Source organism: Caballeronia sp. SBC1, assembly GCF_011493005.1.
Lineage (GTDB): Bacteria > Pseudomonadota > Gammaproteobacteria > Burkholderiales > Burkholderiaceae > Caballeronia.
Window position 1 is genome coordinate 1,329,667 of the sequence record NZ_CP049156.1, and the last position, 19,521, is coordinate 1,349,187.

Sequence of the window (19,521 nt, forward strand, 5' to 3'; positions counted from 1 at the left end):
GCGTCTATCAAAAGAGCCTTGTCCCACGGTGCATTGCAGCATTTTTCCGCATTATGAGATTGAGTCTCATGATTCGAAATATTGCTTGCGTTACCGTTCTGAGGCTCTTTAGAATTGCCGCACGCGCGCTTGACCCTCATTGTTTTCCGCAATTGTGTGTTGCGGATGGCTTAAAGGCTCGCGTCGTCTGTTCACAGAGCGTTCCTCAAATCAGGAGACGAGCATGTCAGCTGTACCCGACGAAGTGATGAAATATGTCGCCAACGCCAAGGACGACGAAGATCCCCAGGAAACGGGCGAGTGGCTGGAAGCCCTTGACGGCGTGATTTCGGCAGTAGGCCCGGATCGCGCTCATTACCTGATCGAAAAGCAGATCGAATTCGCGCGCGTGCACGGCGAACACCTGCCGTTCTCCGCTAACACGCCGTACATCAACACCATTCCGGTCGCCGCTCAGGCGAAGATTCCCGGCGACCAGGACATCGAACACAAGATCCGCTCGTACACACGCTGGAACGCCATTGCCATGGTGCTGCGCGCGGGCAAGGACACGAACGTGGGCGGGCACATTGCTTCGTTCGCGTCGGCGGCCACGCTGTATGACGTGGGTTTCAACCATTTCTGGCACGCACCGTCCCCCGAACATGGCGGTGATCTCGTGTTCGTGCAGGGCCATTCGTCGCCGGGTGTGTACTCGCGCGCATTCTTGCTGGGCCGGCTGAAGGAGAGCCAGCTCGATAACTTCCGCCAGGAAGTGGGCGGCGAAGGCATTTCGTCATATCCGCATCCGTGGCTGATGCCGGACTTCTGGCAGTTCCCGACCGTGTCCATGGGCCTCGGCCCGATCATGGCGATCTATCAGGCGCGTTTCATGAAGTACATGGACGCGCGCGGCATTATCAAGGCGGGCAGCCGCAAGGTCTGGGCATTCCTCGGCGACGGTGAAACGGACGAACCGGAATCGCTCGGCGCGATTGGCATGGCCGGCCGTGAACGGCTCGACAACCTGGTCTTCGTGATCAACTGCAACCTGCAGCGTCTCGACGGCCCGGTGCGCGGCAACGGCAAGATCATCCAGGAACTCGAAAGTGAATTCCGCGGCGCCGGCTGGAACGTGATCAAGGTGGTGTGGGGCAGCCGCTGGGACTCGCTCTTCGCCCGCGATAGAACCGGTGCGCTGATGCGCCGGATGATGGACGTGGTTGACGGCGAATACCAGACCTACAAGTCGGAGTCGGGCGCCTACGTGCGCGAGCATTTCTTCAACACGCCGGAACTCAGGGCGATGGTGGCGGAATGGTCCGACGAGGACATCTGGAATCTGAATCGCGGCGGCCATGATCCGCACAAGATCTACGCGGCGTACACCGAAGCATCGAAGACGAAGGGTCAGCCGACCGTCATCCTCGCCAAGACCATCAAGGGTTATGGCATGGGCGAAGCCGGTCAGGCAATGAACATCACCCATCAGCAGAAAAAACTGCACACGGATCAGCTGAAGAAATTCCGCGATCAGTTCAAGCTGCCGATCCCTGACGACCAGATCGCGGACGTGCCGTACCTGACGTTCGAAGAAGGTTCGAAGGAACTCGAGTACATGCGTGCTCGTCGGCAGGACCTCGGTGGTTATCTGCCGGCGCGCCGTCAGAAAGCCGAGTCGCTGCCGGTGCCGGATTTGTCGGCGTTCGAGCCGGTGTTGAAGGGCACGGGTCCGGGCCGCGAGATTTCCACGACCATGGCGTTCGTGCGGATTCTCAACATCCTGCTGAAGGACAAGGCGCTCGGCAAACGCATCGTGCCGATCGTGCCGGATGAATCGCGTACCTTCGGTATGGAAGGTTTGTTCCGCCAGATCGGTATCTGGAATCAGGACGGCCAGAAGTATGTGCCGGAAGATTCCGACCAGCTGATGTTCTATCGTGAATCGGAAACCGGCCAGATCCTGCAGGAAGGGATCAACGAAGCCGGCGGGATGTGTGACTGGATCGCGGCTGCGACGTCGTATTCGACGCACAACGAGATCATGATCCCGTTCTACATCTTCTATTCCATGTTCGGCTTCCAGCGTATTGGCGACCTGGCATGGGCAGCGGGCGACATGCGTTCGCGCGGCTTCTTGCTGGGCGGTACGGCTGGACGGACGACGCTGAACGGCGAAGGCCTGCAGCACGAAGACGGCCATTCGCTGATGTGGGCGGCGTCGGTGCCGAACTGCGTGAGCTACGACCCGACCTTCGGTTACGAACTCGCGGTGATCATGCAGGACGGCTTGCGTCGCATGGTGGCGGATCAGGAAGACGTGTATTACTACGTCACGGTGATGAACGAGAACTACGAACACCCGGCGATTCCGCAGGGCGATTCGGTCGCAGCCGACATCATCAAGGGCATGTACTCGTTCCGCAAATCGGATGCCGACGCAAAAGCGCCGCGCGTTCAGCTGATGGGCGCGGGCACGATCTTCAACGAAGTGATCGCCGCGGCTGACCTGCTGAAGAACGACTGGAACGTCGCCGCCGATCTCTGGAGCGTCCCGAGCTTTACGGAGCTGGCACGTGAGGGCGCGCAAGTCGAGCGCTGGAACCTGCTGCACCCGACTGAAGAGCGCAAGGTCTCGCACGTGACGAAGCTGCTGAAGGACGCTAAAGGTCCGGTGGTGGCATCGACGGATTATGTGCGTGCACTCGTCGACCAGATTCGCGGTTATGTGCCGAACAAGTTTGTCGTGCTCGGTACGGACGGTTACGGCCGTTCGGACACGCGCGAAAAACTGCGTCATTTCTTCGAAGTCGACCGCTACTGGGTCACCGTCGCGGCGCTCAATGCCCTGGCCGATGAAGGCACGATCGACCGCAAGGTTGTTGCCGACGCGATCAAGAAGTACGCGCTCGACCCCGCTAAACCCAACCCGATGACGGTTTAACGCATCGGCCCCCGAGTGTTGTTGCGCGAAGTCGCCTTGCCTAAAAGCAGGGCGATTTTCGCGTCGCGACCCAGGAGACAATAAACAATGAGTCAAGCGATCGAAGTCAAGGTGCCGGATATCGGCGATTACACGGACATTCCGGTGATCGAAGTGCTGGTGAAAGTTGGGGATACCGTCGAGAAGGAGCAATCGCTCGTCACGCTCGAATCCGATAAAGCGACCATGGACGTGCCAAGTTCGGCCGCCGGCGTCGTGAAGGAAGTGAAGGTCAAGGTTGGCGACAACGTGTCGGAAGGTGCGTTGATCGTCGTGCTGGAAGCGGCTGATTCGGGTGCCGCTGCGAGTGCGGCTACGACCGCCAAGGCCGCTGAAAAACCCGCTGAAGCGCCTGCTCAGGAGAAGGCTCCTGCGCCCGCTGCATCTTCGGGCGGTGGATCGGTTGAAGTGAAGGTGCCGGATATCGGTGACTTCAAGGACATTCCGGTCATCGAAGTGAATGTGAAGGTCGGCGACAAGGTCGAGAAGGAGCAATCGCTCGTCACGCTCGAGTCCGATAAAGCCACCATGGACGTACCGTCGCCCGCAGCGGGCACGGTCAAGGAACTCAAGGTCAAGGTCGGCGACAACGTCTCAGAAGGCACGTTGATCCTCGTGCTGGAAGGCGGTGAAGGATCGACACCCGCCGCTGCACCCAAGCAGGAAGCACCGAAGACAGAAGCGCCTTCGGATGCACCGGCCAAATCGGCGCCTGCTCAGAAAGAAGCGCCGTCCGCACTTGCGCTCGCACCGGCTATTCCCGCTGGCGAAGGCGGCACGCGGACCTCAAGCCATGCATCGCCGTCCGTGCGCAAATTTGCGCGCGAACTGGGCGTTGATGTCGCGGCTGTCAAGGGCACGGGCCCCAAGAACCGTATCACGCAAGCTGACGTGACCGCGTTCGTGAAGGGCGTGATGAGCGGTCAGGGTAAAGCGCCGGCGGCAGCCGCCGCAGCGCCGGCCGGTGGCGGCGAGTTGAATCTGCTGCCGTGGCCGAAGGTCGACTTCACGAAGTTCGGTCCGGTCGATCCGAAGCCGCTGTCGCGCATCAAGAAGATTTCGGGTGCGAACCTGCATCGCAACTGGGTCATGATTCCGCACGTCACGAACAACGACGAAGCCGATATCACGGACCTCGAAGCACTTCGCGTGACGCTGAACAAGGAAAACGAAAAGGCCGGCGTAAAGTTCACCATGCTCGCGTTCGTGATCAAGGCGGTGGTTGCCGCGTTGAAGAAATTCCCGACGTTCAATGCGAGCCTCGACGGCGATAACCTCGTCTTCAAGCAGTATTACAACGTCGGTTTTGCCGCCGATACCCCGAACGGTTTGATGGTTCCGGTGATTCGCGACGCGGACAAGAAGGGCCTCGTCGATGTCGCCCGCGAAATGGCCGATCTGTCGAAGGCAGCACGTGAAGGCAAGCTGAAGCCGGATCAGATGCAAGGCGGATGTTTCTCGATTTCGTCGCTGGGTGGTATTGGCGGGACGCATTTCACGCCGATCATCAATGCGCCTGAAGTGGCAATTCTGGGGTTGTCGCGGGGCGCGATGAAGCCGGTGTGGGACGGCAAGGCGTTCGTACCTCGCCTGATTCTGCCTTTGTCGCTGTCTTACGATCATCGGGTTATCGATGGCGCCGAGGCCGCGCGGTTCAATGCCTATCTTTCTGCTGTGCTGGCGGATTTCCGTCGCGTGAGTCTTTGATTCTTTAGTGCTTGGCGGCCCGCGCTTCTTGTGGTCCGCCAGCCTTGTCATTGAACCTGCATTGCACTGCATTTTGCTGGTCGCCCCTGTGCGGGGCGGCACTTACTTTCTTTGAATTGCCAAAGAAAGTAAGCAAAGAAAGACAAGTCTGCCGACGGCAGAACCAATCGCTACGCTTAAGCGTTTTCGTCGGTTTTGCCCGCTTCCTTCTTAGGGGACAACATGAGTCTCACCGAACTTAAAGTACCCGATATCGGCGATTTCAAAGACGTCGATGTCGTCGAAGTGACTATCAAAGCCGGCGACGCCATCGAAAAAGAACAAGGCGTCCTCACCCTCGAATCCGATAAAGCCTCCATCGAAGTCCCCAGCGACCTCGTCGGCACGGTCAAGGAAGTCAAGGTCAAAGCCGGCGATAAAGTCTCGCAAGGCACCGTTATCGCGTTGGTGGAAACGGCCGACGCGGGGAGCGGAAAGCCTGCCGCACCGGCAGCGCCCGCTGCGGCAAAAGCCGAGGCGCCCGCGCCGAAAGAAGCGGCTGCTTCCAAGCCTGCTGAACAAAAAACCGCAGGCGGCGGATCGCAAGAAGTGAAGGTGCCGGATATCGGCGATTTCACCGACATTCCGGTTATCGAAATTCACGTGAAGGCTGGCGACACCGTCGAGAAAGAACAATCGCTCGTCACGCTCGAATCCGATAAAGCGACCATGGACGTTCCGTCGCCCGCAGCGGGCACCGTCAAGGAAGTCAAGGTCAAGATTGGCGATAACGTCTCTGAAGGCTCGGTGATTCTCACGCTCGAAGGTCAGGGCGGCGGTGTCAGCCAAGTCGAGGAAAAGCCGAAGACCGCCGCGCCGCAACCCGCTGAAAAAGCGACCGCAGCACCCGCACCGAAAGCCGCGTCGTTCTCCGGTTCCGCCGATATCGAATGCGACATGCTCGTGCTCGGCGCTGGCCCCGGCGGTTATTCGGCCGCGTTCCGCGCTGCCGATCTTGGCATGAATACGGTTATCGTCGAACGGTATGAAACGCTTGGTGGCGTGTGTCTGAACGTCGGCTGCATTCCGTCGAAAGCCTTGCTTCACGCTGCCGCGATCACCGACGCCGCGAAGGAACTCGCGCACCACGGGATTTCCTTCGGTGAACCGACGATCGATCTCGACAAACTCCGCGACTTCAAGTCGGGCGTCGTCAAGAAACTGACCGGTGGGCTGGCCGGTATGGCGAAGGCGCGCAAGGTCCAGGTGGTCACGGGCGTCGGCAAGTTCGTCGGCCCGAATCACATGGAGATCGAAGGCGAGGGCGGCAAGAAGGTTGTCCAGTTCAAGAACTCGATCATCGCAGCGGGTTCGCAAGCGGTGAAGCTGCCGTTCATGCCGGAAGATCCGCGCGTTGTGGATTCAACCGGCGCGCTCGAATTGCGTCAGATCCCGAAGCGCATGCTCGTGATCGGCGGCGGGATTATCGGCCTGGAAATGGCGACGGTGTATGCGTCGCTGGGCGCGCAAATCGATGTGGTCGAAATGCTCGATATCCTGATGGCTGGTGCGGATCGTGACCTCGTGAAGGTGTGGGAGAAGTTCAACGCCAAGCGTTTCGCGAACGTCATGCTCAAGACGAAGACGACCAAGGCGGAAGCGAAGGACGACGGCATATACGTGAGCTTCGAAGGCGAAAAAGCGCCGGCTGAAGCACAACGCTATGACCTCGTGCTCGTGGCCGTCGGCCGCAGCCCGAATGGTGGCAAGATCGGCGCGGACAAGGCTGGCGTGGCGGTGACCGACCGCGGTTTCATCAACGTCGACAAACAGTTGCGCACGAACGTCGAGCATATTTTTGCTATCGGCGATCTGGTTGGCCAGCCGATGCTCGCGCACAAGGCCGTGCACGAAGGCCACGTTGCAGCGGAAGCGGCGCACGGTGAAAAGTCGTACTTCGACGCGTTGCAGATTCCGTCCGTCGCTTACACCGATCCCGAAGTGGCGTGGGCCGGCAAGACCGAAGACCAGTGCAAGGCCGAAGGCATCAAGTACGGCAAGGCCACGTTCCCGTGGGCTGCGTCGGGCCGGGCGATTGCGAACGGCCGCGACGAAGGTTTCACGAAGCTCATCTTCGACGAAGAAACGCACCGGATCATTGGCGGCGGGATCGTGGGGTTGAATGCAGGCGACCTGATCAGCGAAGTGTGTCTCGCGATCGAGATGGGCGCGGACGCGGAGGACATCGGCAAGACGATCCATCCGCACCCGACGCTCGGCGAATCGATCGGCATGGCCGCTGAGTTGTATGAAGGCGTGTGCACGGACCTGCCGCCGCAGCGCAAGAAGTAGGGCGCTGTTAGATGATTGAAAAAAGCGGCGTGTTCGTCACAGAGCGCGCCGCTTTTGTTTGGTCGGGTGTTTTGTTTGCGCTGGACGTGGCATTCCTGCGGGGTAATAGCGCACAAGCAGAACACAAACCGAGCACAAAAAAAACCGTCCCGACTTTCGTTGGAACGGCTTTTTGTACAGCCTGATCATCTCGCCGCTACACCGAAGCTTCCGGTGCCGCCGCGTGCGAATGAATTCGCTTAGACAGTCTTCTTTGCGACGCGCGAAGCTTGAGCCGTAGCTTGCGATGCAGCCTTCGTGGCGGCCGTAGCGGCTGCGTTGAAGTTGCTTTCCGCGATCTCGACAGCTTGCTTGCTTGCCTTGTGGATCGTTTCGTACGTGGTGTTGGCGGCGGTGATGGCCGACTTCATCACGGCGACAGCCGTTTCCGAACCTGCCGGTGCGTTCTTCGCGACGTTGTCTACGAGCGTTTGCACCTTGCGGTTCTGGTCTTCGTACTGTTCTTCTGCAACACGGGCAAATTCCGCTTGCGTCGACGATGCGATTTCATACAGATGACGGCCATAGGACAGCGCCTTTTCCGCGACCGGCTGAGCCAGGCTGGCTTGCAGTGCGAGCAGTTCTTGCGCATCCTTCACCGACAACACGCGTTGCGCGTTTTCCTGGCTTTCGGCCAGCGTCGACTTAACAACTTGCAGGTTCAACTCAAGCAGCTTTTCCAGGCCTTCAAATGCCTTGTTCGTCAGGCCGAAGAGGGTGTCGAATTGAGCTTTGTTTGCAGCGGCGATTTGTTCCGGGGTCAAAAGGGTCATGTCACGCTCCTGAAAGAGTCGACCCATCATCAGCGCGGGTCGTGGGGTTTTGGCGGTGACCGGAAATCCGGAAACCGTATGAGGCGATCAGCTATTGGTGCGTCGCAACATGGAGCCTATTCTAGGCATATTCTTAAAGATGTCAAGCATCTTTTTGTGCGACGCAACATCGTACGATTGCTTATTAAACAACGGCTTACGGACGTCCTTCTTTGTAGTGGAACTACATTTCGAGATACGGTGCACCAACTTGGAACGGAAGTCGCATGCACCGTTCATTCATTGATCTCGATTCTGGAAAAGTGGAATTTCGTTTCGATGAAAGCCTTTTATAGCGATCGGTTTGTATTGCCGCTGCCGGCCGGCCATCGGTTTCCCATGCAAAAATATTACCTTTTGCGGGAGCGGGTGCAGGCCGAACTGCCCAATGTCGTGCTGGACGAAGCGCCAATCGCGGCTGATTCCGAGTTGGCGCGCGTTCATGCGGTCGATTACATCGAGCGCGTCGCGACCGGAGCGCTGGATGCGCGCGAGCAGCGAGAGATTGGATTTCCGTGGTCGCCGGAAATGGTGGAGCGCTCCCGGCGCTCAGTTGGGGCGACTATCGCCGCTTGTCACGCCGCCCGCCAGGAGGGATTCGCGGTGAATCTGGCGGGCGGCACGCATCACTCATACAGCTCGCACGGCGGCGGGTTCTGTGTGTTCAACGACGCGGCCGTTGCTGCCCGGGCGCTACAAGCCGGGTCGCGGGCGGGCGGCCAGCGCATGCCGCACATAGCGATCGTCGATCTCGATGTGCATCAGGGCGACGGAACCGCCTCCATCTTCCAGAACGATCCTAGCGTTTTCACGCTCTCGTTACATGGCACATCGAATTACCCTTTTAGCAAGGAGATCGGCGATCTCGATGTCGCGCTGCCCGATGGCTGCGGGGACGACGCCTACGCTGAGGCGCTTTCCGGGGCTTTATCGACTATGTTCGAGCGCTTTGAACCCGTCATGCTGATCTATCTGGCAGGCGCCGATCCGCATGTCGACGACCGTCTGGGGCGCCTTGCGCTGAGCGTGGATGGCCTCGCCAAACGCGATTCCCTTGTATTCAGCGCCGCGGCCAGGCGAGATCTACCCGTGGCAATAACCATGGCCGGTGGTTACGGACGCGACATTGACGTCACCGTCGATATCCATCTCCAGACCATTCAGCTTGCCGCCGTCGCGTTCGGGGCCCGGCGCGATTCCTGCTCACCCGATACACTGCGTTCGGCAAATTTCATTTGAAACGGTTTGAAACTCAGTAAACCAAATGTGTTAACTCAACGTTAACATTCGAGATCGGCCGTCATTGCCAAGTTTGTGCGAACAAAATCTTTCGGACCTTGTCGAAATGCCGGTTGAGAATCGGCATGTCTTGCCGAAAAGCTTCGTTTCCTGTCGCTGCCCACAGCATTAGTGAAATTTTTGCCTTGAGGGCACGTCATAAATCTTCCTCAAGTTTTACAAACTATTGCCGATAAGGGGCTGATAGCCAACGATCGGCAATGGCGTGTGGCAGTGAAAACGATTGCACGAGCAGCGATGATTTTTTACGATCGGAACTCAGAATTTGTTCGCTCCGATAAATCGCGTCTTACAAACCGGTTTAAGTAGTGCGGATAAGTGCTTAATATTGCTAATTTTTCGAAGCTTTACTACACTGGCGACACTCTCCCGCCGGTCCAGAACAGAACACTAATGAAAACCGAAATGTTTTCGTCGCTCAGGGTGATCCACGGCGTTGCAGTCCGAACTGCGCTGTCGGTTGCCGTGTCGGTGGCGCTCGCGACGTCTTTCGCGGCGGCACCGGTCGACGCTTTTGCCAAGACCACAACCTCGAAATCCACCAAGAAGCTGACCAAAGGCGCAGTCGCTGCGCCGCAAGCTAAAACCGTCAAGTCATCGAAAGTCGCTGCGCGCACCGCGAAGGGTGCGAAGGTTGCTCAAGTCGCTGCGGTGCAGGACGACGAGGCGCCGCGCGCCGCGCGCCGGCATCGCGTAAGTTACCGCATGGACGCGCGCGGCCGCCGTGCCGCCGTGCGTTCGGTGGCGTTCCAGCCGCGTCCGCCGACCGTTGGCCAGGCATTCGGCCTGCACGAGACGCCGGACAGCCTTGCGTTGCGCTCGAGCGTTGCGTACGTGGTGGACCAGAACACAGCAGAAACGCTCTTCGATAAAAACTCGCGCGCCGTGGTGCCTATCGCTTCAATCACGAAGCTGATGACGGCCATGGTCGTGCTCGACTCGAAGGCGCCGCTGACCGAAGAAATCACGGTGACCGACGAAGATCGCGACTACGAGAAATTCACGGGTTCGCGGCTTTCCGTTGGCTCTGAGCTCAACCGCGAAGACATGCTGCATATCGCGCTGATGGCGTCGGAAAATCGCGCGGCCGCTGCGCTGTCGCGTTATTACCCGAATGGACGTCCTGGCTTTATCGCCGCGATGAACGCCAAAGCGAAGATGCTCGGCATGACCGACACGCACTTCGAAAACTCGACCGGCTTGACGAGCCAGAATGTCTCGAGCGCCCGCGATCTCGTGAAGATGGTGAACGCCGCTTATCAGTACCCGCTGATCCGCAAGTTCTCAACCGATCGCAGCTACGACGTGTTTACCGGCAAGCGCAATCTGGCCTACAACAGCACGAATGCGCTGATCCGGAATCCGAGCTGGGACATCGGCTTGCAGAAGACCGGTTTCATTAACGAAGCTGGCGAATGCATGGTGATGCAGACGACTATTCACGGCCGTCCGGTCGTGATGGTCTTGCTTGATTCGTCAGGCAAGTATTCGCGTTTCGCCGATGCCGGCCGTTTGCGCGGTTTCCTCGAGTCTGAGACTGCTGGCGAGCCGCATATCACCAGCGCTGATGCAGGCGGCGGCGGTACCTGAATCCGTTTGAGTCTTAGTGTTAAAAAAACCGGCCTTATCGTTTGATAAGGCCGGTTTTTTAATCGCTTACGAATGCTGCGAATCTGTCGTGCTCACATAGAAAATGTCACCGCTGCTGCGAATCCGCGCTAGCTTCCGGGCGATATCCGAGCGAGCGCGAAATCTCCAGCGCAGTGCCGCTCAATTGGTTCAGCCATGAGTCCTGCAGCCGGTCCGCGGGTGCCGAAAGCGACAGGCCGGCGACGAGCCGCCCGGTGTCGTCGTAGATGCCGGCGGCGATGCAGCGTACTCCCAGTTCCAGTTCCTCGTTATCGCGGGCGCATGCCTGGCTGCGCACGAATGACAATTCGCGCTCGAGCTTGCCGATATCCGTGATGCTGTTCTGCGTGTGGCCGGAGAGGCCGGTGCGCGTGGCATACGCGCGCACGCGAGAGGATTCGTCCGCCGCGAGAAAGAGTTTTCCCACCGACGTAAGGTGCAGCGGCGCACGGCCGCCGATCGCTCGCACGACCTGCATACCGGAGCGTTCCGAATAAGCTCGTTCTATATAGACGATCTCATCGCCTTGACGCACCGAGAGATTGACAGTCTGACCTGTCTGGCGATGCAGTTCGCGCATGGGCGGCATGGCGGCCTCGCGCACGGAGAGCCGCGCCTTGACCAGATTGCCAAGCTCGAGCAGCCGCATGCCAAGCCGATACGTGCCGGGGTCTGATCGGTCGACCAGGCGACACGTCACCATGTCGTTCAGGATGCGATGCGCGGTGGACGGATGCAGCGACGTGCTATGTGAAAGTTCTTTCAGGCTGACCGGGTCGGTGTGCGCGGCGAGCGCGTCGAGCAAGCGCATCATGCGCTCGATCACTTGTATGGACGTTCGGGATTCCGGGTTCGTATCGCTCATGGAGAAAATCAGTTGATACGTCAAACAGCGGAATAATGATTGTATCTCGTATTGTGAAAAGTGCGAAAGACTCAGCGGCACGGTTGCCCCGGCCATGTCAGATTTTCTGCAGACAACAAAACCGCCCGAAACGTGGAAAGAGTTCGGGCGGCGTCGAGTGCAAGCGGGCGGGCAGAGGGTCTAGTGATTGTTCTCGGGTTGTTGTGCAGGCTGCTTGCCCCAGAGCGAACGGCCGACATACGGCGTTGATCCACGCGACTGCTGCGCCTGCGGCGCGGGTGCGGGCCGGCCCGGATTGCCCGCCTGCGGCTGCTGCGGCCTGCCCCCTTGTGGTCCGCCCGCTTGCGGGCCGCCATGACCGCCCCGATCGCCGCCTCCATTCCCTCCCTGGTTACCGCGATTGCCGCCTCGGTCGCCCCAGCCACCCTGAGGCGGCGGGCGGCGATAACCAGGGCCGTCATTCCAATAGCGCGGGCCTGGGCCGCCGTAATATCCGCCACCACCGCCGATGATCACACCCGACTGAACAACCGGCGCTCCGTAGCCATAACTGGCTTCGTAGCCCGGGGGCGCGGCTTCGTAGCCTGCGGGGTAGCCAGGGGCGGGATAAGCGGAATAGCCGCCGCCAGTCGCGTAAGCGGGCGTGCCGTCTGGGTAGACGGCGCAGCCCGCTACTAAGGCGGACGAAGCGAGGATCAGGCCTGTAACTGCGAGTTTCATCATGAGCGGGAAGACATTGGTTAACTAGTTACCGTATCTGACAGTTTCACGGAGTGAATGTCGCAAGAATTTTGTAAGGATTTATCTCCGCGGTAACAGAGTGGACGCGGCAGGAATCGCTCATGACCAGCAAACACAACGGTGACGCGGCATACGCTGTTGACAGGGATGCAACAATGCTTTGTGCTGAGGCATCTTTATGGGTTAAGGACAAACCCTTAAAATTCGAAATGTCCGGAAGTGGGCCCGTCAGCCCACAGGACCTGAGAAGGGGTTTGAAAATGAAAAAGACAATATCGACCTACTGGCCCATCGCGATGCTCGTGCCGCTCGCACTCGCGGGCTACTGTCATGCAATCCACCCGGTTTCCGGGACTGCAGCACCCCACCCGCAAAGCGCTGCCAGTGTCAGCGCGGAATTCGCGCGTGCGATTTCGCTGGGACTAGTCGGGTCGGATAACGCTGCCAACGCGTATCGACCGGCTAATGGGACGTCAGCTACGGCTGTTTCGCAGACGTTCTGAGGGGGCAATCGGTAAGGCTACGACGGCGGGGCCGCTTGGGCGCGCCAACGGCGTCCTTTGTATAATTCAGAGTTGCGTTGCGCGGATTTGTCTGGTCGAGCCGGCGCAGCCGAGCTGCGAATTTCGCTGAAGTGCTTGCTCAAGCCAATCGATGCCAGGAACCTGATGAACACTATCGCCGTCTGTTTTGTGTGCCTGGGCAATATCTGCCGTTCGCCGAGCGCCGAAGCGGTGATGCTGCATCAGGTGGGCCGGGCAAGGCTATCTGACAAGATCGTGGTGGATTCCGCCGGTACCGGCGATTGGCATATCGGCCAGCCGCCCGACGACCGCGCCCAGAGCGCTGCCAGGAAACGTGGTTATGACTTGTCGCCGCTGCGCGGCCGGCAGATCAGCCACGAAGATTTCGCCCGCTTCGATCTGCTTATCGCGATGGACGACGCAAACGCCGCCGCACTGACCGAAGTGTGTCCGCCAGAGTATCGCGACAAGATCCGGTTGCTGATGGAATTCGCGACCCGCGATGACAGCCGCGTGGTCGTCGACCCTTATTTTGGTGGCGACGAAGGCTTCGAGCGTGTGCTCGATCAGTGCGAGGATGCCTGCGAAGGCCTGCTGAGAGCGCTTCGCACACAATTGGTGGCGTGATGTCCGGCATTCGAAAGCAAGCTTCATCCAGCACAATATTCTCAGCATTTTCCTAAGAAAATGGCCTGTAGATACTTGACTAAATCCGTAGGCTATTTATACTTGACCAAAATCATCCAGTATTAGCCGTAGTCCCCGGTAGCTTACAAATTATGAGACTCACCACGAAAGGCCGTTTCGCCGTCACGGCGATGATCGACTTGGCTTTGCGCCAGGAGCAGGGCCCGGTGACGCTGGCAGGAATCAGCCAGCGCCAGCATATCTCGTTGTCCTATCTCGAGCAGTTGTTCGGCAAGTTGCGCCGGCACGAGATCGTCGAGTCGGTGCGCGGTCCGGGTGGCGGATACAATCTCGCGCGCCGTGCCGAGAACGTCACGGTGGCGGACATCATTATTGCGGTGGACGAGCCTATCGACGCCACGCAATGCGGTGGCAAGGGTGCTTGCGAAGGCACCAAGCAGCACGACGGTCACTGCATGACCCACGAACTCTGGTCTACGCTCAATCAGAAGATGGTCGAGTATCTCGACTCGGTCTCGCTGAAAGATCTCGTCGACCAGCAGCGCGCACGTGAAGGATCGCCAGCGGTGTTGCGCGACCGGCGTGCCGAATCGGCGGGCGTGGAGCCTGTGCGCGTAGCGCCGAAAGGACCGAATTCCGTTTTCAACCTGGCCGGCTGACGGCTGCCGCGTGCATTCGAGTGTTTATTCGTGCATTCATTCATGCATTTATTCGATACCGCGGCCGTCTCGCCTTGAACGAGCCAATTGAGTTAAATCCCCGGAGCAACTGATGAACAACGACATTCCCCACCTGCCCATTTACATGGACTACAGCGCCACGACCCCGGTCGATCCGCGCGTGGTGGACAAGATGATTCCGTATCTGCGCGAGCAGTTCGGCAACCCGGCATCGCGTAGCCATCAATATGGCTGGGATGCGGAGCGGGCGGTCGAAGAGGCGCGCGAGAACGTCGCGAAGCTGGTCAATTGCGACCCGCGCGAAATCATCTGGACGTCGGGCGCCACCGAATCGGACAACCTCGCCATCAAGGGCGCGGCGCATTTCTACAAGAGCAAAGGTAAGCACATCATCACGGTGAAGACCGAGCACAAGGCCGTGCTCGATACCTGTCGTGAACTCGAACGCGAAGGTTTCGAAGTCACGTACCTGGATGTGAAGGACGACGGTTTGCTCGACCTGGACAAGCTTCAGGCAGCTATCCGCCCGGACACCATTCTGGTCTCGGTGATGAGCGTGAACAACGAAATCGGCGTGATCCAGGACGTGACCGCGATCGGCGAGATCACGCGTTCGAAGGGCATCATATTTCACGTCGATGCGGCGCAAGCGACAGGCAAGATCGAGATCGATCTGCAAAAGCAGAAGGTCGACCTGATGTCGTTTTCGGCTCACAAGACGTATGGCCCCAAGGGTATTGGCGCGTTGTTCGTACGTCGCAAGCCGCGGATCCGCATTGAAGCGCAGATGCACGGCGGCGGTCACGAGCGCGGCATGCGTTCGGGCACGCTGGCCACGCACCAGATCGTCGGCATGGGCGAGGCTTTCCGGATCGCGCGTGAAGAAATGGCCGTGGAAAACGAGCGGGTCCGCATGTTGCGCGATCGCTTGCTGAAGGGCTTGCAAGATATGGAAGAGGTTTATGTGAACGGAGACATGGATCTCCGCGTGCCGCATAACCTCAACATCAGCTTTAACTTCGTCGAAGGCGAGTCGTTGATCATGGCGGTCAAGGACGTGGCGGTATCGTCGGGTTCTGCATGTACGTCGGCTTCGTTGGAACCGTCTTATGTGCTGCGGGCGCTGGGTCGCAACGACGAACTCGCGCACAGCTCGATCCGTTTTACGGTCGGCCGCTTCACGACCGAGCAGGACGTCGATTACGTGATCAACTTGTTGAAGAGCAAGATTCAGAAGTTGCGTGATCTGTCGCCGCTTTGGGAAATGCATAAGGACGGTATCGACATTTCGTCGATCCAGTGGGCTGCGCATTAAGCGCCTGGTTGGCCGCTGTGTCGGCGGCTCATTTGCGCTCACGTTAGAACATACACGCGAACGCACACGCATACGAATTCAAGGAGTTTGATCATGGCTTATAGCGACAAGGTTCTGGACCACTACGAAAACCCGCGCAATGTCGGTTCGTTCGGCAAGGACGACGACACGGTAGGCACCGGCATGGTTGGTGCGCCGGCATGCGGCGACGTGATGAAGCTGCAGATCCGCGTGGGCGCGGATGGCGTGATTGAAGATGCGAAGTTCAAGACGTATGGCTGCGGTTCGGCTATTGCTTCCAGCTCGCTCGTGACTGAGTGGGTGAAGGGCAAGACGCTGGATCAGGCGCTGACCATCAAGAACACGCACATTGCTGAAGAACTGGCACTGCCGCCGGTGAAGATTCACTGTTCCATCCTGGCCGAAGACGCAATCAAGGCTGCCGTCGCTGACTATAAGCAACGTCATGGCGCGAGTACGGCGGAAGCTGCTCCGGCTGAAGCGAAGCAACACGCGGCTTAAGCGGGTAGGTAGCGAGCAATCGGGTTTCGGGAAGGGCGCTTGGGTTATTGGCTTGGATTGTTAGTTATCCGCCGGCGCTCTGGTTTTCGATTCAAAGCAAGGCTGCAGCGTGGCGACCGGAGAAATGATTGACTCCAGACGAGCGGCTGCTGATGAGAGACTATGGCAATCACGTTGACGGACAAGGCAGCACAACACGTGCAGAAATATCTGGTTCGACGCGGCAAGGGCGTTGGCCTGCGCGTCGGCGTGCGCACAACCGGCTGCTCGGGCCTCGCTTACAAGCTCGAGTATGTGGACGAACTCGCCCCGGAAGACCAGGTGTTCGAGTCGGCCGGCGTGAAGATCATTGTCGATCCGAAGAGCCTGGCTTATATCGACGGCACCGAGCTGGATTTTGCGCGCGAAGGGCTGAACGAAGGGTTCAAGTTCAATAACCCGAACGTGAAAGACGAGTGCGGTTGCGGCGAGTCGTTTCGCGTATAGCGCGGCGCAAGAACAACAAAGAGGCGGCGCGTGCCGCCTTTTTCTTTAGTACCGCCGGTTTAGAAGTCTCTCTTAGTCCTGCTTCTGCTGATCTTTCACTCATTTTCAACATGGCAACGCTCAACGACAGTCACTTCGATCTGTTCGACCTCCCGCCGACCTACGCCATCGATGCTAAAAAGCTCGATGACGCGTATCGCACGGTGCAGGCACAGGTTCATCCCGATCGTTTTGCGGCCGCTGGCGATGCGCAAAAACGCGTTGCGATGCAGTGGGCCACGCGGACGAACGAGGCGTATCAGACGCTGCGCGATCCGCTGAAGCGGGCAACCTATATGTTGTCGCTGCGCGGCGTGCATGCCGACGCGGAGAACAATACCGCGATGGAACCCGCCTTCCTGATGCAGCAAATGGAATGGCGCGAAAACATAGAGGACGCGGCGGACGCCAAAAATCTTGGCGCGCTCGAAGCCTTGCTTCATGAGCTGCGCGATCAGGAACGTATCCGATTCGGAAAACTGGCCGCGCTGATCGACAGCCACGCGGACCAGGCGGCGAGCGAAGCCGTGCGCCAGCTGATGTTCATAGAACGCGTGGCGAGCGAGATCGGCGCGCAGATCGAGAAGCTCGACTGACCCTGACGCCGTATATAAAACCAGACGACACCAACCCCCAATAGATCAACGATGGCTTTACTGCAAATTTCAGAACCCGGCATGGCTCCGGCGCCGCATCAGCGGCGGGTAGCTGTGGGCATCGACCTTGGTACGACCAATTCGCTGGTTGCCGCCGTGCGCAACAGCGTGGCTGAAGTGCTGCCCGACGAAGACGGCCATTACCTGCTGCCGTCGGTGGTCCGGTATCTGGAGAAGGGCGGCCGGCGTATCGGCCGCGTGGCGAAGGAAGAAGCGGCGCTCGATCCGCGCAACACCATTGTGTCGGTAAAGCGCTTCATGGGCCGCGGCAAAAGCGAAGTGGAAGGGGCGGAGAACGCGCCGTACGATTTCGTCGATGCGCCCGGCATGGTGCAGATTCGCACCATCGACGGCGTGAAAAGTCCGGTGGAAGTATCGGCAGAAATTCTCGCCACGCTGCGATATCGCGCGGAAGACACGCTTGCCGACGAGCTGGTCGGCGCGGTGATCACGGTGCCCGCGTACTTCGATGAAGCCCAGCGGCAAGCCACCAAAGACGCCGCGAAACTAGCCGGTTTGAACGTGCTGCGCCTGTTGAACGAACCGACCGCCGCGGCGATTGCGTACGGGCTGGACAATGCTTCGGAAGGGTTGTACGCCGTGTATGACCTGGGCGGCGGCACCTTCGATTTGTCGATTCTCAAGCTCACCAAAGGTGTGTTCGAAGTGCTCGCAGCGGGCGGCGATTCAGCGCTCGGCGGCGACGATTTCGATGCGGCGTTGTATCGGCACGTGCTGGTGAAATCCAAGGTAACGCCCGCTACGCCGGAAGACGTGCGGCTGTTGCTGGACCGCGTGCGAACGGCCAAGGAAGCGCTGTCGAGTACATCTGAGGCCACCATTCAGGCCACGTTGTCCGACGATCAGCAAATCGATTTCACGGTCTCCGAAAGCGACTTCGCCACGCTGACTGAAGCACTGGTCGCCCGCACCTTGACTCCCACGCGCAAGGCCTTGCGCGACGCCAAGGTGGCGCCGGCCGAGATCAAGGGTGTGGTGCTCGTCGGTGGCGCCACGCGCATGCCGGTGATCCGCCGCGCGGTGGAAACGTATTTCGGCCAGCCGCCGTTGACCAATCTCGATCCCGATCAGGTCGTGGCGCTCGGTGCCGCCATCCAGGCGGACTTGCTGGCGGGAAATCGTCGCGGTGAAGGCGATGACTGGCTGCTGCTCGATGTCATTCCGCTGTCGCTGGGCGTTGAGACCATGGGCGGATTAACCGAGAAAATCATCCCGCGCAACTCGACCATTCCGGTCGCGCGCGCTCAGGATTTCACCACCTTCAAAGACGGCCAGACGGCGATGGCCATCCACGTCGTGCAAGGCGAGCGCGAGCTGGTCTCGGACTGCCGTTCGCTCGCGCGCTTCGAGTTAAGGGGCATTCCCGCCATGGCCGCCGGTGCTGCGCGTATTCGCGTGACGTACCAGGTAGACGCGGACGGGTTGTTGTCCGTGTTCGCGCGTGAGCAGTTGTCGGGAGTAGAAGCGTCGGTGGTCGTAAAACCATCCTACGGCCTCGCCGATGACGACGTCGCGCGCATGCTGGAAGAAAGCTTCACGACCGCCGAAGTCGACATGCGCGCTCGCGCATTGCGCGAGGCTCAGGTCGACGCGCAACGCCTGGTAGAAGCATCGCAGGCGGCGCTCGGCGTTGACGGCGAATTGCTGGACGAAGCGGAGCGAACCAACATTGAAGCGCTGATCGTCAAGCTCGCGGCGGTCACGGGCGGGGACAGTGTTGATGCCATTGAAACGGCGACGAAGGAGCTTGCCGCCGCCACCGATGAATTCGCTGCCCGTCGCATGAACAAGAGCATTCGCCGCGCGCTGGCCGGCCGCAGGCTCGACGAAGTCTGATCGAAGTCTGATCATTCACCGAGCCTCTCACGTACAAAGAACGGAAAGAAATTCATGCCTCAGATCGTAGTATTACCCCACGTTGAATTGTGTCCTGATGGCGCTGTGATCGACGCGGATACGTCGAAGAGCATTTGCGACAACCTGTTGGACAACGGCATCGAGATTGAACATGCGTGCGAAAAATCGTGCGCGTGCACGACGTGCCACGTGATTATTCGTGAGGGTTTCAACGCGCTTGTGCCGTCGGAAGAAGACGAGGACGATTTGCTCGATAAGGCCTGGGGACTTGAGCCGACGTCACGGTTATCATGTCAGGCGATGGTGCCGGCAGACGAGGATCTGGTTGTCGAGCTCCCGCGCTACACCATCAATCACGCCAAAGAGAATCACTGAACTTAAATCAGCG

Annotated in this window: 18 protein-coding genes; 15 read left to right on the plus strand and 3 right to left on the minus strand. The window is 59.2% G+C overall.

Going from position 1 to position 19,521, the window contains the following annotated elements; translation table 11 throughout:
- Positions 1–223: 223 nt before the first annotated feature.
- The 4 genes from aceE to SBC1_RS05770 all read left to right on the plus strand — a co-directional run bounded on the left by aceE (position 224) and on the right by SBC1_RS05770 (position 7,185).
- Positions 224–2,923: a pyruvate dehydrogenase (acetyl-transferring), homodimeric type gene (gene aceE / locus SBC1_RS05755; protein ID WP_165088449.1), complete on the plus strand. Its 2,700-nt coding sequence runs from the start codon at positions 224–226 to the stop codon at positions 2,921–2,923.
- A gap of 87 nt (positions 2,924–3,010) precedes the next feature.
- On the plus strand, positions 3,011–4,669 hold the full coding sequence (gene aceF, locus SBC1_RS05760; protein WP_165088452.1) for a dihydrolipoyllysine-residue acetyltransferase: 1,659 nt from the start codon (positions 3,011–3,013) through the stop codon (positions 4,667–4,669).
- 222 nt (positions 4,670–4,891) lie between these two features.
- The gene (gene lpdA / locus SBC1_RS05765) at positions 4,892–7,000 is read left to right on the plus strand and encodes a dihydrolipoyl dehydrogenase (protein WP_165088456.1); all 2,109 of its coding nucleotides are present in this window, start codon (positions 4,892–4,894) and stop codon (positions 6,998–7,000) included.
- Positions 7,001–7,011: 11 nt separating this feature from the next.
- On the plus strand, positions 7,012–7,185 hold the full coding sequence (locus SBC1_RS05770; protein WP_165088459.1) for a hypothetical protein: 174 nt from the start codon (positions 7,012–7,014) through the stop codon (positions 7,183–7,185).
- A gap of 54 nt (positions 7,186–7,239) precedes the next feature.
- Here SBC1_RS05770 and SBC1_RS05775 read toward each other — a convergent pair whose 3' ends face one another.
- Entirely contained in the window at positions 7,240–7,812 is a 573-nt protein-coding gene (locus SBC1_RS05775) for a phasin family protein (RefSeq protein ID WP_165088462.1), read from the minus strand.
- Between the two features lie 318 nt (positions 7,813–8,130).
- Between SBC1_RS05775 and SBC1_RS05780 the strand changes: the two genes are divergently transcribed.
- Together SBC1_RS05780 and pbpG are read left to right on the plus strand one after the other, a co-directional pair.
- On the plus strand, positions 8,131–9,090 hold the full coding sequence (locus SBC1_RS05780; protein WP_165088466.1) for a histone deacetylase: 960 nt from the start codon (positions 8,131–8,133) through the stop codon (positions 9,088–9,090).
- A gap of 453 nt (positions 9,091–9,543) precedes the next feature.
- Positions 9,544–10,740 carry a D-alanyl-D-alanine endopeptidase gene (pbpG, locus tag SBC1_RS05785; protein WP_165088470.1) on the plus strand — a complete coding sequence of 399 codons (1,197 nt, stop codon included), beginning with the start codon at positions 9,544–9,546 and terminating at the stop codon, positions 10,738–10,740.
- A gap of 106 nt (positions 10,741–10,846) precedes the next feature.
- Here pbpG and SBC1_RS05790 read toward each other — a convergent pair whose 3' ends face one another.
- Entirely contained in the window at positions 10,847–11,644 is a 798-nt protein-coding gene (locus SBC1_RS05790; RefSeq protein ID WP_165088473.1) for an IclR family transcriptional regulator, read from the minus strand.
- 180 nt (positions 11,645–11,824) lie between these two features.
- Positions 11,825–12,367 (minus strand): hypothetical protein, encoded by a 543-nt coding sequence (locus tag SBC1_RS39600; RefSeq protein WP_206366018.1) that lies wholly within the window; start codon positions 12,365–12,367, stop codon positions 11,825–11,827.
- Between the two features lie 278 nt (positions 12,368–12,645).
- On the opposite strand from SBC1_RS39600, the gene SBC1_RS05800 reads away from it, so the two are divergent.
- From SBC1_RS05800 to fdx, 9 genes are all read left to right on the plus strand, one after another.
- Positions 12,646–12,888 (plus strand): hypothetical protein, encoded by a 243-nt coding sequence (locus tag SBC1_RS05800; RefSeq protein WP_165088478.1) that lies wholly within the window; start codon positions 12,646–12,648, stop codon positions 12,886–12,888.
- A gap of 165 nt (positions 12,889–13,053) precedes the next feature.
- Positions 13,054–13,536 carry a low molecular weight protein-tyrosine-phosphatase gene (locus SBC1_RS05805; RefSeq protein WP_165088480.1) on the plus strand — a complete coding sequence of 161 codons (483 nt, stop codon included), beginning with the start codon at positions 13,054–13,056 and terminating at the stop codon, positions 13,534–13,536.
- 152 nt (positions 13,537–13,688) lie between these two features.
- Positions 13,689–14,216, plus strand: a complete 528-nt coding sequence (gene iscR, locus SBC1_RS05810) for a Fe-S cluster assembly transcriptional regulator IscR (protein WP_047896460.1) — start codon at positions 13,689–13,691, stop codon at positions 14,214–14,216.
- Positions 14,217–14,328: 112 nt separating this feature from the next.
- On the plus strand, positions 14,329–15,552 hold the full coding sequence (locus SBC1_RS05815; RefSeq protein WP_165088483.1) for an IscS subfamily cysteine desulfurase: 1,224 nt from the start codon (positions 14,329–14,331) through the stop codon (positions 15,550–15,552).
- A 93-nt stretch (positions 15,553–15,645) separates the two neighbouring features.
- A complete protein-coding gene (iscU, locus tag SBC1_RS05820) occupies positions 15,646–16,074 on the plus strand; it encodes a Fe-S cluster assembly scaffold IscU (protein ID WP_031363893.1) in 429 nt (142 codons plus the stop codon).
- A gap of 162 nt (positions 16,075–16,236) precedes the next feature.
- Entirely contained in the window at positions 16,237–16,560 is a 324-nt protein-coding gene (iscA, locus tag SBC1_RS05825; protein WP_165088486.1) for an iron-sulfur cluster assembly protein IscA, read from the plus strand.
- Positions 16,561–16,670: 110 nt separating this feature from the next.
- Positions 16,671–17,195 carry a Fe-S protein assembly co-chaperone HscB gene (gene hscB, locus SBC1_RS05830; protein WP_165088489.1) on the plus strand — a complete coding sequence of 175 codons (525 nt, stop codon included), beginning with the start codon at positions 16,671–16,673 and terminating at the stop codon, positions 17,193–17,195.
- A gap of 51 nt (positions 17,196–17,246) precedes the next feature.
- The gene (gene hscA / locus SBC1_RS05835; protein ID WP_165088492.1) at positions 17,247–19,112 is read left to right on the plus strand and encodes a Fe-S protein assembly chaperone HscA; all 1,866 of its coding nucleotides are present in this window, start codon (positions 17,247–17,249) and stop codon (positions 19,110–19,112) included.
- Positions 19,113–19,166: 54 nt separating this feature from the next.
- Complete coding sequence (gene fdx, locus SBC1_RS05840) at positions 19,167–19,508, plus strand: ISC system 2Fe-2S type ferredoxin (RefSeq protein ID WP_031363897.1); 342 nt, start codon at positions 19,167–19,169, stop codon at positions 19,506–19,508.
- Positions 19,509–19,521 lie beyond the last annotated feature (13 nt).

Coding starts and splice junctions, on each gene's coding strand:
- aceE (WP_165088449.1), top strand. CDS start 224: ATGTCAGCTGTACCCGACGAAGTGATGAAATATGTCGCCAACGCCAAG.
- aceF (WP_165088452.1), top strand. CDS start 3,011: ATGAGTCAAGCGATCGAAGTCAAGGTGCCGGATATCGGCGATTACACG.
- lpdA (WP_165088456.1), top strand. CDS start 4,892: ATGAGTCTCACCGAACTTAAAGTACCCGATATCGGCGATTTCAAAGAC.
- SBC1_RS05770 (WP_165088459.1), top strand. CDS start 7,012: ATGATTGAAAAAAGCGGCGTGTTCGTCACAGAGCGCGCCGCTTTTGTT.
- SBC1_RS05775 (WP_165088462.1), bottom strand. CDS start 7,812: ATGACCCTTTTGACCCCGGAACAAATCGCCGCTGCAAACAAAGCTCAA.
- SBC1_RS05780 (WP_165088466.1), top strand. CDS start 8,131: ATGAAAGCCTTTTATAGCGATCGGTTTGTATTGCCGCTGCCGGCCGGC.
- pbpG (WP_165088470.1), top strand. CDS start 9,544: ATGAAAACCGAAATGTTTTCGTCGCTCAGGGTGATCCACGGCGTTGCA.
- SBC1_RS05790 (WP_165088473.1), bottom strand. CDS start 11,644: ATGAGCGATACGAACCCGGAATCCCGAACGTCCATACAAGTGATCGAG.
- SBC1_RS39600 (WP_206366018.1), bottom strand. CDS start 12,367: ATGATGAAACTCGCAGTTACAGGCCTGATCCTCGCTTCGTCCGCCTTA.
- SBC1_RS05800 (WP_165088478.1), top strand. CDS start 12,646: ATGAAAAAGACAATATCGACCTACTGGCCCATCGCGATGCTCGTGCCG.
- SBC1_RS05805 (WP_165088480.1), top strand. CDS start 13,054: ATGAACACTATCGCCGTCTGTTTTGTGTGCCTGGGCAATATCTGCCGT.
- iscR (WP_047896460.1), top strand. CDS start 13,689: ATGAGACTCACCACGAAAGGCCGTTTCGCCGTCACGGCGATGATCGAC.
- SBC1_RS05815 (WP_165088483.1), top strand. CDS start 14,329: ATGAACAACGACATTCCCCACCTGCCCATTTACATGGACTACAGCGCC.
- iscU (WP_031363893.1), top strand. CDS start 15,646: ATGGCTTATAGCGACAAGGTTCTGGACCACTACGAAAACCCGCGCAAT.
- iscA (WP_165088486.1), top strand. CDS start 16,237: ATGGCAATCACGTTGACGGACAAGGCAGCACAACACGTGCAGAAATAT.
- hscB (WP_165088489.1), top strand. CDS start 16,671: ATGGCAACGCTCAACGACAGTCACTTCGATCTGTTCGACCTCCCGCCG.
- hscA (WP_165088492.1), top strand. CDS start 17,247: ATGGCTTTACTGCAAATTTCAGAACCCGGCATGGCTCCGGCGCCGCAT.
- fdx (WP_031363897.1), top strand. CDS start 19,167: ATGCCTCAGATCGTAGTATTACCCCACGTTGAATTGTGTCCTGATGGC.